Genomic DNA, 15,428 nt, shown 5'->3' with positions numbered 1-15,428 from the left:
CGTCGAGTGGGCGCGGCTTGAGGCGGAGGCCAGGAAGATGCTCGAGTCCGGCCTCGAGCTTGCGGACAGGGTCGAGGCGGCATAGGATATCAACCGTATTCCAGATTCCAGGACGCCGGGCCGACTCGCTTCGGATGGGGCTCTACACCAACTTTCTCGACACTACCGACAGACTTAAATGAGTACCTGCTCATTGGGCACTCATTTAAGCCTGTCCCCAATGAGTGCCCAGCCCAGCAAAAAGGGGCGCGACCATGACGGCCACGCCCCCCCTAAACATCAACTATGTACCGCTCGGCCCCTACGCGAGTTTGGCTCCGACGATCTTTGCCGCGGCCGGCTTATCGAAGTTGCCACCGGTGGCCTTGCCGAGTGCGCCCATAACCTGGCCCATCTGCTTCTTGGACGTGGCGCCCAGCTCGGCGATAACCTGCTCGATCAGGGCCTCGAGCTCCTCGCCCGAAACCTGCGCGGGCAGCAGGCTCTCCAGAATCTTGACCTGCTCGGTCAGGTTGTCGGTACGCTCCTGGTCGGTGCCGGCCTTGATGGACATCTCCAGCGTCTCGCTCGTCTGCTTGATCAGACGCTTGATCATGCTGTTGACGTCTTCCTCGGTCACATCGCGGCGCTCATTGACCTCGATATTCTTCACCTCGGCCTTAACCTGTCGAATGATGGACAGGCGAACCTTGTCCTTGGCCTTCATGGCCGCAATCATTTCCTTCTGCAGCTCTTCGTTGGTCATCTGCAAATCCTCCTCAATAGTGTGGGCGGCACTCGCGCGAGCACCGCCCCATGATTACTCAGTCGTCGACGAATCGTCGGTCGAACTCTTGGTGACACCCTTCAGACTCACGTTATAGGGTACGTCTTTGGGCATGGGGTTGACGGTGATGTCGGCATCCTTCTTGTACTGCTCCAGCCACTCGCTGTACGCGGTGCTGGCCGCTTGCGTCTTCACCACGTTGGAGACGTACTTTTTGATGTCCTTGGGCACCTGGTTGATGTCATCAACCTGATTATCGACATGGAAGTAGTCGGTGCACTTGATGATGTGGTAGCCATAGGTCGACTCGACGACTTCGCTCACGTCGCCCTTGTTGAGTCCCTCGAGCGCCGTCTGGTAGCTGTCGACAAAGGTGGTGAGCTTATCCCAGCCCACATCGCCCTTCTTCTCCTTGGAACCGGTGTCCTCGGAGTACTGCTCAACGGCGTCCTCAAAGCTCAGCTCACCGGAGTTGATCTTGTCCAGGCACTCCTGCGCCTTGGCCTTGGCGGCAGCCTTGTCCTCGTCGGAAGCGTCGGAATCAACCTTGATCAGGATGTTCGACGAGCGGCGGGCGTCGTTGTAGCTGGACAGATTTTCGTTGATGTAATCGACAATCTCGCTGTCCTTGGGCTTGCTCGTGGGCGCGACGGCATCCTTGAGTTTCTGTTGCGCCAGACTCTCCTTGAGCGAGTCCTTGTAGGTGTCCTCGGTATAGCCGTAGGTCTTGAGGGTCTTCTTAAAGGCCTTGGCTCCGCCCGCGCTCTTGCACGCGTCCTTCCAAGCCTTCTCGACCTCCTCGTCCGACACCGTCACGCCGTTCTCCTTCTGTGCCTGTTGAAGCAGAATCTGCTGCGTGTAGGAGTCGATGAGTTGCTTGCGGTACTTCTTGGGCGTGAGGTCGTTGTCAACCAGATACTGCGCCCAATCCTCATCCTTGGTGTAGCCGTAGGACGTGCGCATGCTCATGATCTGCTTGGTCACGGTGTCCTCGGTAAGGTTGGTGCCGTTGATAGTGGCAGCAACACCGCCGGTCAGCTTGTAGCCCGAGGTGTCCTCAGCCTGCGACATAAGGCCGGAGCACGCCATCGCCGAGACGGAAAGCAGCATCGCCAGCACGCCGATGACCACCAGAACGATCTTGACGGTCTTAGACACGTACGTCTTGCGCTGCTTCTTGCGAGAGCTGGAGGCAGCGCGGGCCTGCTGCTCGGGCGTCGGCGCGGCCTCGGAGTTCTTTTTCTTATTTGCCATAGTTGGCCTTTCGCATAACGAATCGAACAAACGCCATTGTGTCACAACGCAGCCCCCGCGGCACGCTTGGTGCATTGGGGACAGATTAATCTGCACCATTTTGGTGCAAAGGGGACAGCTCTGGCAGCCGGCAGTTAGGGACAGTCCCCAAGTGCCGACTCAGCCCCACCTTAGAAGTGGCGGCGGATGGCGTCGACCATGCCCTGGGGCGTGGTCTGGCCGAGCACGTCGGCTGCGGCATCGGCGCCCATAAAGATGTTCATGAGTGCCTGCAGGGCCTCGACCTGGCCGCCCGGCTCGGCGATGCCCAGATTGATGACGATCTGCGCCGGCACCGGAGCGCCCATGCCAGCCATAGCGTTAAATGTCACGGGCGCGGCGGGCTTCACCACCGCGATATAGGGCTTGGCCACAAACCCCGGATCGGTATGCGGAATGGCAATGTTTGCCGCCGGCATAGCGAGACCCGTGGGATAGGCATCCTCGCGCGTGCGGACGGCATCGAGCCAACCGGATGCAATGTAGCCATGTGGTGCAAGCTCGCCCTCAAGCCGCGCGAACACCTCATCCGGCGTCGCACACTCCCAATCAAAAAACACCAACTCAGGCGTAAACAGCGCTTCGTTATTACCAGACATAAGCCGCCTCCTTCTTTTCATTCCCTGTCTTTAGGCCCAATACGGAATATACCTTTTGTATTTGGAACCCGCGTCCTCGTCCTCTTCCTTTATCAATGCCTCTTCCAGGCACTCTTTGATTAGACGAGACATCGCCACCGTGTTTTTCTTTTCATCGGAAAGTCCAAAACGCTCTCGCAGCGACTGATTGCTCATCGACTCACCTTGGGCATACAAAAGACAGGCATGCCAGTACACGGCGTTTTTTCGCTCACTTTTTTTCATTCGAGTATACGGACAGTCGCAATAGAGCGTCACGAGCGTTCCCAGCCCGCCCTCACTCTTGATAACCGGTGAAGGCATGCCGGCTTTTTCGAGCGAATCTACGATTAAATCCCAGCCTGTACCGCCTTCTTCGCAAAGATCCATTTGGCGCATGAGGGACGCTATCATCGAATTTCGCGTTTTCGGCTGGGCGTTGAGCACTCGTTCTGCCGGAATAAGCGTTGTCCCGGGATTAGAGAACTCAATGCGATTGTCGTAAATCGCAACAAGAGGCCCCGCCGTATTGTCAGCAATGTCTTGATGAATCACGGCGTTTGATAGTAACTCGCGAATCGCCCTTTGAGGATAAGCCGTCTGAATACGTCGAAATGCGCCATCCAGTGCCTCAACAGCCGGAATCATCGACATGACCAGCTGTTCAGCCTGTGGAAGCGCCAAAGCGTAGCCCTTGTCGATTTCAGTATCCCCGACAATGTCAAAACTGCCTTTTCCCGCATATCGCACGATTCGCAGCATGCGTTTCCTGAGCTCCGGGTAGCGAGAGAGCTTTTTTCCCACCAGAAGCATTCCCAAGCGCGTCACACTATATCGGCCGTTATCTTGACGACGAATCAGCTCTTGTTCACAAAGAGCAAGCATCACTCCGTCCAAATCGACAGGTCTTCTCAATCTGCACAACTCAAAATACGCATCAACATCTAGTATTTCGGCGACCTCTCGAGATGTCAGATCTCTCTCAACTACAGCGAGCTCCGCGTTCCCTGACTGTAAGCGACGCCACAGCTCCGCCTCTCGTGCACTACCGGGAACCAGTTCTGCCGTCGAAGAGCCCTCTCGAATGTAGGCTGTCTTATCAAAATAGACCGGCTGAGCGCTCGCGGCGTGCACTTTCAACACCACAAAGTGCTTTGTCTCATGATCAATAACCGCAAACTCGTAATTCGCATTGTTTGAGAGCGCAAGCTTGAGCCACATCAAAAGCTCTTGGTTTCCCTTACCCTTTGCGTGATATGGGTTGAACTGGGTGCCCACAAGCTCATGCGTACCGTCGCTCACGCCCCAGATCTTATAAGCATATGCGCGGCCGCAGTAAGCGGCAGCATTGGCAAGCGCCGAGATGTCACGCCCCGTTCTAACGGGATCGCTATTGCCTTCTTTAAATTCAAGCCACTCGGTTTCATCAGGATAACCGACGAGTGAATAAATCAGCTCCATGCCATCTGCTTCACCCATTGAGCCAGCCTCCTTGCGCTCATTTTTGATAACAAAATGTTAAATAGATGATAAATAGAATTATGCGCAATTTGAAGCCGAATGCCAAGTTTTCTGGTCGTTTTCCCAGATAATCTCATGCCGGAAGCTCGGCATTCCACATGAGAGTCGACTACTGTAATTGACAGGCAAGAAGAGCAGCCTATTCAATTCCAGCTAAATCAAGCAGCATAAAGCGCAATAAAAAAGGCGGTTAGGCGTCTTCGATATGCCTAACCGCCTTTACAAGCGGGTAATTATTTCACAGGATCCACGGCGACCTTGCCGCTCTCCAGCACGTGGACGCGGCCGTCGGCGAGCATTTGCACGACCTCGGGATACAGCACGTGCTCAATCGCGTGGATGTGCTCCTCGAGCGTGTCGACATCCCAACCTTCCTCGACAGCCAGCGCGCGCTGGGCGATGATGGGGCCGTTGTCGTAGATCTCGTTGGCAAAGTGCACGGTCACACCGGTTACCTTGACGCCGCGCGCAAAGGCATCGTCGATCGCATGCGCGCCGGTAAAGCTCGGCAGCAGTGCCGGATGCAAGTTGACCACGCGGTTGGGAAACGCCGCCAGCAGCGGCGTGTGCACCATGCGCATGTAACCGGCCATGACCACATATTCGCAGCCGCGCTCGAGCAGCTCGTGCGCGATGATCTCGTCGGCGGCGATGGGGTCGGCATAGACATCCTTGGACAGCGTGAGCGTCTGGATGCCCGCGCGCTCAGCGCGCTGCAAACCCTTAGCCGAAGGACGGCTCGACACCACAAGCTCAATCGAAGCGTTGAGCTTGCCGGCGGCGATCAGATCGATCAGCGCCTGCAGGTTGGTACCCGAACCGCTGATGAGCACACCGATCTTGAGCGGCTCGGCCGTATCGGTGCCGGTCGGACGGGTGTAGGGCACAAAGCCCAGGCTCGCGGCAGCAGCCATCTGCTCGTTAGCGCTCATCGGAGTACACGACCTTACCGGAGCCCTCGACGCACTCGCCCACACGGAACGGCTTCTCGCCCAGCGCGACCAGGGCCTCGGTCACGGCAGCCTCGTCCTCGGGGGCGACGATCAGGCACAGGCCAACGCCCATGTTGAAGGTCTTGCATGCCTCGTTGGGCGCGAGCTCGGCCTGGTGCGACACGTAGGTGATGACGGGCGGAACGTCCCAACCCATCTCGGCGCCGTTGCGGGTGACCACGGCGTCGACGTCGTCGGCAAGCGCGCGGTTGAGGTTCTCGGTAATACCGCCGCCAGTGATGTGGGCGATAGCGTGCACGTTGGCGCCGCCGCGCAGCAGCTCCAGAATCGGCTTGACGTAGATGCGCGTGGGAGCCAGCAGGGCGTCTGCCAGCGATGCGCCGCCGAGTTCCTCGAGCGGACGGCTCAGCTCCTCGGCCTTAGCGGCGGCCTCGGGCGTGCCCGGCTTAATGCCGTCGACACCAATGACCTTGCGCACGAGCGAGTAGCCGTTGGAGTGCACGCCAGTGGAAGGCAGGCCCAGGATCGCGTCGCCGGGGCGGACGTTCGCGGGGTCGAGCATCTTGGGACGGTCGACGACGCCCACGGTAAATCCGGCAAGGTCGTAGTCGGCAGGAGCCATAACGCCCGGGTGCTCGGCCATCTCGCCGCCCACGAGCGCGCAGCCCGCGAGCTTGCAGCCGTCGGCCACACCCTTGATGATCTTTGCCATGTGCCCGGCCTCGATGTGACCGATGGCAACGTAGTCCAGGAAGAACAGCGGCTCGGCGCCCGAAGCCAAAATGTCGTTGACGCACATAGCAACCAGGTCCTGGCCCACCGTCTCGTGACGGTCCATAATCTGGGCGAGCACGAGCTTGGTGCCCACGCCGTCGGTACCGCTAATCAGAATCGGGTCTTCCATATCCTTAAGCGCGGCGGCCGAGAACAGGCCACCAAAGCCACCGATGCCGCCGATGACCTCGGGACGGTTGGTGTCCTTAACCATTTGCTTAATAGCGTCGACGGCGCGGCCGCCCTCGGCGGTATCGACGCCGGCATCCTCATACGTCACATGTTTGCTGTCGCTCATCTGAGCCTTCCTCTCCAACTACCGTCCGCCGCCCGGGCGCCAAACGGTGCTCATAGTTGCGTTCATATCGGCGCACACCGCAGCGGCGCGCGCCGTAGTATCAACAAAACAGCAGATAAAACCTGCCAAAATAAACCTGTCCCTACATGGCAGGTTTTAGGCCTCGCCGTGCTTCTCTTCCCAGCTGCGGTCGTCGTATTTCTCGACCACGGCGTCGTCGTCAACGTGCAGCGGTTTGTCCAGGTTGCGAGGCTTAAAGCCCTCCATAAACTTGTCGCGGCCAAAGCTCTCGGGAATCGCCACGGGATAACGGCCGGTAAAGCACGCATCGCAGTAGCCGCCCTTGGGCATGACTTTGAGCAGGCCCTCAACCGAAAGGAAGGCCAGCGAATCGGCGCCGATGTACTCGCAAATCTCGTCGACCGTCTTGTTGGCGCTGATAAGCTGCGACTGCACGTCGGTATCGATACCATAGAAGCACGGCCAGATGACCTCAGGCGAGTTGATGCGGATATGAATCTCCTTGGCGCCGGCGTTGCGCAGCATCTTGACGAGCTGCACCATGGTGGTGCCGCGCACAATGGAGTCGTCGATGACGACCAGGCGCTTGCCCTCGATGTTGTCGCGCAGCGGGTTGAGCTTCATGCGCACGCCCATGGCACGCAACTCCTGCGTAGGCTCGATAAACGTACGGCCCACGTAGCGGTTCTTGATAAGGCCCTCGCCAAAGGGAATACCGCTCTCGTGCGAATACCCCTCCGCGGGCGGCAGGCCGGAGTCGGGCACGCCGATGACCAGGTCGGCCTCGACGGGCTCCTCGTGTGCCAGCTGACGGCCCATGTCGTAACGGCAGGCATAGACGCTCTTGCCGTTCATGATGGAGTCGGGACGGGCGAAGTAGACCTGCTCAAAGATGCAGTTGGCGGGCTCTTCGGCTGCAGGCACGCCCTGCTCGGATACCAGACCCTCGGCGCTGATGCGCAAGATCTCGCCGGGACGGACGTCACGGACGTACTCGGCACCCACGATGTCGAGTGCGCAGGTCTCGGAGGCAACGACCCAGCCGCCGGCGCGCGTGACATGGACGGCGGAGTCGACCGTCGCGGCGCCGTCCTGCGACGGCAGCTGCGAAACGGATGCGGCATCGGCCTGGTCCAAACCCTCGTCCACCAGCTTGCCCAGCACGAGCGGGCGAATGCCGTGCGGATCGCGGAATGCGTAGAGCGCCTGCTCGTTGATGAGCGTCATGGCGTAGCCGCCGCGCACGAGCTCCATGGTCTTGCGAATGCCCTCGCGCAGATGGCCAGTACGCTGAGTAAAGTAGCCGATGAGTTTGGTCGCGACCTCGGAATCCGAGTTGGAGAGGAACGGTACGCCCAGCTCGATCAGCTGGCGACGCAGCTCGTCGGTGTTGACGAGGGTGCCGTTGTGCGCGAGCGCGATAATGACGCTATTGATGGTAGAGAGGTGCGGCTGAGAGGCTTCCCAGCTCTTGGCGCCGGCGGTGCCGTAGCGCACATGACCCACGGCCAGCTGACCGGAGAGCGTCGACAAGTCGGCATTGGAGAACACGCGGTCGAGCAGGCCCAGATCCTTGCGGACCATAACCGTACCGCCGTCACCAACGGCGATTCCCGCCGATTCTTGGCCGCGATGCTGCAGTGCACGCAGGCCAAAGTACGTCAGTCGAGCCACGTCGCGATCGGGCGCCCAGACACCAAAAACGCCGCATTCCTCATGCAGCTGGTCAGAGTCCGGATCATACGTCGACATGGCGTTCACCTGTCCCGCGGCACGCTCGGCCGCGCGGATGGTTTCTTGAGACATGGCATCCCCTCAGAGCCTCGTATTTTGGCGTTACCCGCCTTATTATACGCACGGCGCGACGCGCTCCCCCGCGCATGAGCAGCGCTTTTTAAAAGCCCACCGAGCTTATTATCCGTTTTGCGACCAAACGTTTTATTGGGTAGTCCACTCTCAGGGGCAACGGCCTCGAAGACTTCCCGTGCGCCGTGTCTCGCCCGCGCTAGGGGCTACATTGTTGCAATTGGGACGTTCGTCCTGTCTTTTAGCTGGTCGTCGGCGTATCCTTGTAGGCTACTACAAGACGAGAAAGGTAGCGTATGGATCGAAATCAACTCGACCCCAGTGTCCCCAGCACCACGGAGGCCAAGAAGATCCCCCTTATCATCAAGGTCTACGCAGTCCTGTGCACCCTATCTGGCGTGGGCACGCTCCCGTCAGTCGCCGTCTTTATGTGGCAGGTCATCACCGCACTCATTAACGGCAACGTCGCCGCTAAGCTCGGTGATAACACCCTGGTCGCGGTTGGCCTTATCGTCGCCGGCATTATGCTCTCGGCGGCAAGCGCGATCATCTTGATCGTCTTTGGCCTGGACCTCATCAAGGACCAGCGGCGCAATGCCGCCCGCCTGTCTTACGTCCTCATCGCATTTACCGTCGTGGAGCTTTTAGTTGACGTGATGCTCCAGGGCATCGGACCCTTCCTGCTGCGCCCCGCCGTCCAGCTTGTCATCCTCATTGCGCTGTCGGCCACCGTCGACCCCACGCTACGCCAGGAGCGCGAACTGCAGCGCCGTCTGCAAGAGATGCTCGACCGCGATGCCGCCGCCGAGGGGATGCTCGGCCGCGACGAAACCGGCGAGGGCTACATCAAGCTCAACTACTTCAACCTGTTCTGGGTATTCTTCGTCTGCAGCGTGTTAGGTCTCATTCTCGAGGAAGTCTGGCATATGGTCGTCGTCGATCCCGGCGTCTATCAGGACCGTGCCGGTATGCTATTTGGCCCCTTTAGCCCCATCTACGGATTTGGCGCGGTGCTCATGACCATGGCGCTCAACCGCTTCTATAAAAAGAATCCTCTGATCATTTTCCTGGTAAGTGCCCTGATCGGCGGCGCTTTCGAGGTGTTTGTAGGCTGGTTTATGCAGACCTCATTTGGCGTGGTGTCGTGGAGCTATTCACACATTAGGCTATTCGGCATGCCCGATCCCATCGCGGTATTGACCGGGGGACGCACATGCACGCCGTTTGCCTGCATGTGGGGCCTGGGTGGCCTCATCTGGATCAAGGTCTTGCTGCCGCGCCTGCTTAAGCTCATCAATATGATTCCATGGAAACGCCGCTACTCTGCTACCGTCATCCTGACCGCCGTCATGTTGATCGACGGCGTCATGACGTTGCAATCGCTCGACTATTGGTATCAGCGCGTCAACGGAACCGTTCGAAATATTCCCGTCGCACAGTTCTATGACAAGCATTTCGATAACGAATATATGGAGAACCGTTTTCAGAGTATGACCATGAGCCCCAAGGACGCCACACGCGTGTAGCAAACGCCAGAGCAAAATAGCTCCAACACATCAAAGCCCGCTGGCAGATCTACATGAACTGCCGGCGGGCTTTCGCTATAGACAGACTCGGATTGCCGACGAGGCCTTACGCCTCGCGCTCGACCTCGCTCACGCACTCGTTCTTGATGGTGCCGACGAGCGACTGCAGCGCATCGACCACATGCGGGCGAATGTCTCCGCCAATGAGCACGAGCATGATGTCGTCGCCCACGGTAAGCTCGCCGCTCGCCAGCCACACGCGCACATAGCCGATACCCGGCATCGTGCGCGTCGCCTCGATAGCGGCCTGCACCTTTTCGGCATCGAAGCCAAACACCATGCCGCCCACCTTGTGGCCTGGCGCCACGCCATCGGTCTCGACTCCGCGCACTTCGGCCTTGGGCGTCGCGCGCACCACGCCGTTGTGTGTCAGGTACATCCCACAATCAGCCGCCGAAACATCGGCCTTGGCTTCGCGCAGCCAAGCATCAACCGAAGGCATCGATTTGCCGTTCTCAAGCATCATTTCTCCTTTTGATTTCCAGGGTAGTCTTTTTGGGACGGGGCCCGGACACTTTATTCCTCGACCGGCGTGAGCACCATGACGGCGCGCGTATTGCTAAATGACAGCGAACGGCAGGTCACAAGCGTTACGACCTTGGTTGCCGAAGCGGCACGATCGGTGGCATCGCTCGCCACGGCAGAGGCACCGTCGAGCATCTCGGACAGATAATTCTTCAGTCCGTCATCGCCCTCAAAGTTGGGCGTGCGCGCCTTGGCATACGTGTCCTCGACAACTTTGGTCGCCAGTGGTCGCAGTTTATAGGTGGCGTCGCGCGTGATGTAATACACGTACTCTATGCTGTCGAACGTCGCCTGATCGGTCGTGTCCGAGATCACATTGAACATCGATCCGTCGTTCATGTGGTGACCATAGATCGTAGTCTGCTGGTCCACCATGCCGGGCGCATTGTCCTCGTAATCCAAGAAGATGGCACCCGATGCGTTGGACGTGCCATCGAACAACGTGTTGAGGTACTTGGAGTTATTGTCCTTGCACTGCACCACGGGATAGTTAATGTTGGTACCCCGTGCGTAAATCCAGCCAACAACCTCAGGATTTGTCTGGGCAAGGGCATCAAAGTCGATAGCCGGCACGCCGCTGGCGTCCTTAGCGGGCGCATATTGCTCTTCGATCTTTTGGTACGACTCGCTCGCCTGCTTGTAACCGATCTGCGCATTGATAAAGATGGCAGCGGCGGCAACAATCAGACCGATGCCGATGATGATGAGCAGAATGGGAATAATGGAGCGACGCTTTTTGCGCGGCGGCTCGGTGTAATCCGACGGCGCGGCATGCGATGAAGACCGGGGCGGCTTCTTAGCGTTGCTATAAGATGAAGGTCGATATGCGGCTGGCGCGTCCTGTCGACGATGCGTCGCCGGCGTCACGGGGCGCGGCGCGCGCGGCTGCTGAGGAGAGGATGTCCGACCCTGCTGTGCCCCATGGGCAGCACTCGGCTTCGACGGATCGGGGATCTGAGAAGCCTTGAATCGTTTTCCCTGATAGTCAGACATGGCTCTCCTTATACTGCGGTGTAACGGCGGAACGCTTAGGCGTCAGCCATCTCCTGCTTCATTTTCTCGATAACCTTGCGGTATTCGGGGTCGCAAGCGCCCAGAATCTGCGTGGCGTAGATGGCGGCGTTCTTGGCGCCGTTGATGGCAACGCAGGCCACGGGCACGCCCGAAGGCATCTGCACCATCGACAGCAGCGAATCCATACCGCCCAGGTCACTCGTCTTCATAGGCACACCGATAACCGGCAGCGGCGTAAAGGCAGCCACGACACCACCCAGGTGAGCGGCCTTGCCGGCGGCGGCGATAATCACTTTGATACCGCGATCGGCAGCGGTCGAAGCCCACTCGTGGACCTTCGCCGGTGTGCGGTGTGCGCTCGCAATGACAAGCTCATAGGGCACGCTCAGCGCCTCGAGCTCGGCGGTGCAGCCTTCCATAACGCCCAGATCGGACTTGGAACCCATGATGATCCCGACAACCGGCTTTTGATCTGCCATAAACAAAGACCTCCTGTTGAGAGCGGTGACGCGGCGGATCCGCGACCCTTAACTACTGAGAGTAGTATAGCTGCTCCCGTCCCTGCGGTCCCCGGGTGCCCCGCGTCGGGCTGGGTTTTTATCTTCGCTCCCCTTGCTTCGCAAAGTCGCTCAGACAATAAACCCAGCCCGCCGCGGGGCACCCGGGGACCTACCGGGGATTGCCATGACGTACGTTGGCTGAAATAAAAACGTGGGATCCGTCGTTCGAATGAACGACGGATCCCACACTCACTTTTTATTCAGCCCTAGTCATCGCGCAAAGCCCCTTCGGCAGCACACGGTGCAGCCAAGTCACCGCAGGCCGGGGCGGGAGGGGCCGAGTTTCCTCCTGAGCGACTCTGCTTGCAGCCGGAGCGAAAGGGGGAAATCTCGGCCCCTCCCGCCCCGGCCGGCCAGGTCAACTACACCGTGTACTGCGGCAGGTCCTGCAGGGCGATGACGTCCATGCCCATGTCGTTGGCACTGCCGTGACCCTGCTGGTCCTCGCGCACGGCCTCGATGGCACTCACGTACGTGTTGGCCGCAGACATCGCCGTCACGCAGGTCACGCCGCGGCGCACCGCCTCGGTACGCAACAGATAGCCGTCGCCACGCGAACCCGGGCCGTACGGCGTGTTGATGATTACCGCAATCTTGCCATCGGCGATGAGGTCGCCGATGTTGGGACGCTCGCCGTCGTGCGGGCCGCTGATCTTCTCCACGACCTCGCACGTCACGTTGCCGCCACGCAGCACGCGCGCCGTACCCTCGGTGGAGCAGATGTCAAAGCCCAGGTAGCGCAGGATACGGGCGACCGAAAGGATGTGACGCTTGTCGCGGTCGCACACGCTGATGAACACCTTGCCGGCGCTCGGGTCGGGCAGCTTGTAGTCGATCGCCAGCTGCGTCTTGGCGTATGCCTCGGGATAGCTCTTGGCGATACCCATGACCTCGCCCGTCGACTTCATCTCGGGCCCCAGGATAACGTCAGCGCCCGGGAAACGGCCCCAGGGCATAACGGCTTCCTTCATACAGAACCAGTCCAGCTGACGCTCGTCACTCGGCAGACCCAGGCTGGCGATGGAATCGCCTGCCATGATACGCGCCGCGCACTTGGCCAGCGGCACGCCGGTGGCCTTGGAGATAAACGGCACGGTACGGCTGGCACGCGGGTTGGCCTCGATCACGTAGACAGTCTCGCCCTTGATGGCGTACTGCACGTTGACCAGGCCGCGTACGCCCAGCGCCATCGCGATGCGGCGCGTGGTCTCGCGAAGCTTTGCCTGCAGACTCTCGCTAAAGCTGAACGGCGGAATGCAGGTCGCGGAGTCGCCGGAGTGAATACCGGCCTCCTCGATATGCTCCAGAATGCCGCCGATGTAGACCTCTTCGTCATCGCACAGGGCGTCGACATCGGACTCGATCGCACCCTCCAAGAAACGATCCAGATACACCGGGTAGTCGGGGCTAATGCGCGCAGCCTCGGCCATGTAATCGCGCAGGTGCTCGGCATCGTAGGCGATCATCATGCCGCGGCCGCCCAGCACGTAGCTCGGACGTACCAGCAGCGGGTAGCCAATGTGTGCGGCAACGGCCTCGGCCTCCTCAAACGAGGTGGCCTGACCCGCCGGCGGGTACATGATGCCCAGCTTGTCGAGCAGGGCGGCAAAGCGCTCGCGGTCCTCGGCAAAGTCGATGGCATCGGGCTTGGTGCCCATGATGTTGACGCCACTCTCCTCGAGCATGCGCGCCAGCTTAAGCGGGGTCTGGCCGCCAAGCGTCACCACGACGCCGTCGGGACGCTCAACATCGATAACGTCCATGACGTCCTCGTAGGTAAGCGGCTCAAAGTAAAGGCGGTCGGACGTGTCGTAGTCGGTCGAAACGGTCTCAGGATTGCAGTTGACCATGATGGTCTCAAAGCCGCGGGCCGCCAGCGCATAGCTCGCATGCACACAGCAGTAGTCGAACTCGATACCCTGGCCGATACGGTTGGGGCCGGCGCCCAGGATCATCGCCTTGGGCTTGTCCGCCGGCGTGGTCTCGTCGGGAGCCACGCACTTCTTGGCATCCGGGCTCGTGCGGTAGATGTTCTCGTACGTCTTGTAGTGGTACTCCGTGGCGCTCGAGAACTCCGCAGCGCAGGTATCGACCGTCTTCATGCTGGGAACCACGCCCAGACCCTTGCGATAGGCGCGCACAAAGCGCTCGTCCGAGCCGGTCAGCGCGGCAATCTCGGCATCGCTCGTGCCGTACTGCTTGAGCAGGCGCATCGCGTCGGCGTCGATATCCTCCACACGCAGGTCGCGGATGCTCTCTTGGACCTGCACCATATCGTTGATACGGTTGAGGTACCACGGATCGATACCGCAGATGGCATGGATGCGAGCGATGTCCCAGCCACGGCGTAGGGCCTCGACCACAAAGAAGATGCGATGCTCGGTCGGGGTTGCCACGGCCTGAGCAAGCTCGTCGTCGCTCAGCTTATCGGCACCCTCTTTGCCACCGGCGCAAATGCCCTGGTGGCCATCCTCCAGCGAGCGCATGGCCTTGCCAAAGGCCTCCTCAAAGGTGCGGCCGATCGCCATAATCTCGCCCACGGCCTTCATGCGCGTGGTGAGCGTGGGGTCGGTACCCTTGAACTTCTCGAAGGCAAAGCGCGGCACCTTGACCACACAGTAGTCGATCGTGGGCTCAAAGCAGGCAGGCGTAGCCTTGGTGATGTCGTTGACGATCTCGTCAAGCGTGTAGCCCACAGCCAGGCGCGCGGCGGCCTTGGCAATGGGGAAACCCGTGGCCTTGGAAGCGAGGGCGGACGAACGGCTCACGCGCGGGTTCATCTCGATGACGATCAGGCGGCCGGTGTTGGGATTCACGGCAAACTGCACGTTGGAGCCACCGGTCTCGACGCCGATCTTCTCCAAGATGGCGAGCGAGGCGACACGCATGCGCTGATACTCAAGGTCGGAGAGCGTCTGCGCCGGCGCCACGGTGATGGAGTCGCCGGTATGCACGCCCATGGGGTCGAGATTCTCGATGGAGCACACGATGATGCCGTTGCCAGCATGGTCACGCATGACCTCCATCTCGTACTCTTTCCAGCCCTCGATGGACTCCTCGACCAGCACCTCGTGGGCGGGCGAGAGCTCGAGGCCCTGGCTCACGATGGAGACGAGCTCCTCGTGGGCATGCGCGATGCCGCCGCCGGCGCCGCCGAGGGTAAAGCTCGGGCGCAGTACGCAGGGATAGCCCACGCGCTCGGCGATAGCCTCGGCGTCGGCCACGCTGTAGGCATAGCCCGAGCGCGCGACCTCCAGGCCAATCTCGGCCATGGCCTCGTTAAAGAGCTTGCGGTCCTCGCCGCGCTCGATGGCGGCCAGGTCGCAGCCGATCATCTCGACGCCGTACTTGTCGAGCGTGCCGTCTTTCGCCAGCTCGACGGCGGCGTTCAGACCGGTCTGGCCGCCCAGCGTGGGCAGCAGCGCGTCCGGACGCTCTTTCTTGATCACGCGCTCGATAAACTCGGCGGTGATGGGCTCGACATAGGTGCGGTCGGCAAGACCCGGGTCGGTCATGATGGTCGCCGGGTTGGAGTTGACCAGGATGACCTCAAAGCCATCCTCCTTGAGCACCTTGCAGGCCTGGGCGCCGGAGTAGTCGAACTCGCAGGCCTGGCCAATAACAATGGGGCCCGAACCAATGACGAGGATGCGCTTGATGTCAGTACGTTTCGGCATGTTTAAAACCTCCTAGA

At 60.0% G+C, this 15,428-nt stretch carries 12 protein-coding genes; 1 reads left to right on the top strand and 11 read right to left on the bottom strand.

All coding sequences use genetic code 11. The features are described from left to right. Positions 1-301: 301 nt before the first annotated feature. The 7 genes from AAAX36_RS05470 to purF form a co-directional block, all read right to left on the bottom strand. Entirely contained in the window at positions 302-745 is a 444-nt protein-coding gene (locus tag AAAX36_RS05470) for a GatB/YqeY domain-containing protein (protein ID WP_006235801.1), read from the bottom strand. 54 nt (positions 746-799) lie between these two features. Continuing rightward, positions 800-2,020: a peptidylprolyl isomerase gene (locus AAAX36_RS05465; RefSeq protein WP_195503074.1), complete on the bottom strand. Its 1,221-nt coding sequence runs from the start codon at positions 2,018-2,020 to the stop codon at positions 800-802. A 170-nt stretch (positions 2,021-2,190) separates the two neighbouring features. Next, on the bottom strand, positions 2,191-2,658 hold the full coding sequence (locus tag AAAX36_RS05460; protein WP_195246382.1) for a PTS sugar transporter subunit IIA: 468 nt from the start codon (positions 2,656-2,658) through the stop codon (positions 2,191-2,193). A gap of 30 nt (positions 2,659-2,688) precedes the next feature. Then, entirely contained in the window at positions 2,689-4,155 is a 1,467-nt protein-coding gene (locus AAAX36_RS05455; RefSeq protein ID WP_196026147.1) for an ATP-binding protein, read from the bottom strand. Between the two features lie 275 nt (positions 4,156-4,430). Continuing rightward, entirely contained in the window at positions 4,431-5,129 is a 699-nt protein-coding gene (gene purN, locus AAAX36_RS05450; protein WP_195544076.1) for a phosphoribosylglycinamide formyltransferase, read from the bottom strand. After that, positions 5,119-6,222, bottom strand: a complete 1,104-nt coding sequence (purM, locus tag AAAX36_RS05445) for a phosphoribosylformylglycinamidine cyclo-ligase (RefSeq protein WP_349074456.1) — start codon at positions 6,220-6,222, stop codon at positions 5,119-5,121. Before purM ends, purN begins: the two co-directional genes overlap by 11 nt. Positions 6,223-6,378: 156 nt before the next feature. After that, the gene (gene purF / locus AAAX36_RS05440) at positions 6,379-8,049 is read right to left on the bottom strand and encodes an amidophosphoribosyltransferase (RefSeq protein ID WP_349074454.1); all 1,671 of its coding nucleotides are present in this window, start codon (positions 8,047-8,049) and stop codon (positions 6,379-6,381) included. 296 nt (positions 8,050-8,345) lie between these two features. Here purF and AAAX36_RS05435 point away from each other — a divergent pair, with 296 nt between their 5' ends. Continuing rightward, entirely contained in the window at positions 8,346-9,575 is a 1,230-nt protein-coding gene (locus AAAX36_RS05435) for a putative ABC transporter permease (protein WP_148331752.1), read from the top strand. A 106-nt stretch (positions 9,576-9,681) separates the two neighbouring features. On the opposite strand, the gene AAAX36_RS05430 is transcribed toward AAAX36_RS05435, so the two are convergent. The 4 genes from AAAX36_RS05430 to carB form a co-directional block, all read right to left on the bottom strand. Next, the gene (locus AAAX36_RS05430) at positions 9,682-10,098 is read right to left on the bottom strand and encodes a molybdenum cofactor biosynthesis protein MoaE (RefSeq protein ID WP_229025831.1); all 417 of its coding nucleotides are present in this window, start codon (positions 10,096-10,098) and stop codon (positions 9,682-9,684) included. A gap of 53 nt (positions 10,099-10,151) precedes the next feature. Then, positions 10,152-11,153, bottom strand: a complete 1,002-nt coding sequence (locus tag AAAX36_RS05425) for a sortase (RefSeq protein ID WP_349074450.1) — start codon at positions 11,151-11,153, stop codon at positions 10,152-10,154. A gap of 35 nt (positions 11,154-11,188) precedes the next feature. Further along, positions 11,189-11,653, bottom strand: coding sequence for a 5-(carboxyamino)imidazole ribonucleotide mutase (gene purE, locus AAAX36_RS05420; RefSeq protein ID WP_349074449.1), 465 nt, complete (start codon positions 11,651-11,653; stop codon positions 11,189-11,191). 443 nt (positions 11,654-12,096) lie between these two features. Continuing rightward, positions 12,097-15,411 carry a carbamoyl-phosphate synthase large subunit gene (carB, locus tag AAAX36_RS05415; protein ID WP_349074448.1) on the bottom strand — a complete coding sequence of 1,105 codons (3,315 nt, stop codon included), beginning with the start codon at positions 15,409-15,411 and terminating at the stop codon, positions 12,097-12,099. Positions 15,412-15,428 lie beyond the last annotated feature (17 nt).

Origin of the sequence: Collinsella sp. CLA-ER-H10, assembly GCF_040092475.1 — a bacterium.
Lineage (GTDB): Bacteria > Actinomycetota > Coriobacteriia > Coriobacteriales > Coriobacteriaceae > Collinsella.
Note: the sequence above shows the minus strand (reverse complement) of the source record. Positions and strands in the feature narration are given on the sequence as shown.

What these genes read in the sequence shown, in the direction of transcription:
- AAAX36_RS05470 (WP_006235801.1), bottom strand. Translation starts at nt 745, where the DNA reads ATGACCAACGAAGAGCTGCAGAAGGAAATGATTGCGGCCATGAAGGCC.
- AAAX36_RS05465 (WP_195503074.1), bottom strand. Translation starts at nt 2,020, where the DNA reads ATGGCAAATAAGAAAAAGAACTCCGAGGCCGCGCCGACGCCCGAGCAG.
- AAAX36_RS05460 (WP_195246382.1), bottom strand. Translation starts at nt 2,658, where the DNA reads ATGTCTGGTAATAACGAAGCGCTGTTTACGCCTGAGTTGGTGTTTTTT.
- AAAX36_RS05455 (WP_196026147.1), bottom strand. Translation starts at nt 4,155, where the DNA reads ATGGGTGAAGCAGATGGCATGGAGCTGATTTATTCACTCGTCGGTTAT.
- purN (WP_195544076.1), bottom strand. Translation starts at nt 5,129, where the DNA reads ATGAGCGCTAACGAGCAGATGGCTGCTGCCGCGAGCCTGGGCTTTGTG.
- purM (WP_349074456.1), bottom strand. Translation starts at nt 6,222, where the DNA reads ATGAGCGACAGCAAACATGTGACGTATGAGGATGCCGGCGTCGATACC.
- purF (WP_349074454.1), bottom strand. Translation starts at nt 8,049, where the DNA reads ATGTCTCAAGAAACCATCCGCGCGGCCGAGCGTGCCGCGGGACAGGTG.
- AAAX36_RS05435 (WP_148331752.1), top strand. Translation starts at nt 8,346, where the DNA reads ATGGATCGAAATCAACTCGACCCCAGTGTCCCCAGCACCACGGAGGCC.
- AAAX36_RS05430 (WP_229025831.1), bottom strand. Translation starts at nt 10,098, where the DNA reads ATGCTTGAGAACGGCAAATCGATGCCTTCGGTTGATGCTTGGCTGCGC.
- AAAX36_RS05425 (WP_349074450.1), bottom strand. Translation starts at nt 11,153, where the DNA reads ATGTCTGACTATCAGGGAAAACGATTCAAGGCTTCTCAGATCCCCGAT.
- purE (WP_349074449.1), bottom strand. Translation starts at nt 11,653, where the DNA reads ATGGCAGATCAAAAGCCGGTTGTCGGGATCATCATGGGTTCCAAGTCC.
- carB (WP_349074448.1), bottom strand. Translation starts at nt 15,411, where the DNA reads ATGCCGAAACGTACTGACATCAAGCGCATCCTCGTCATTGGTTCGGGC.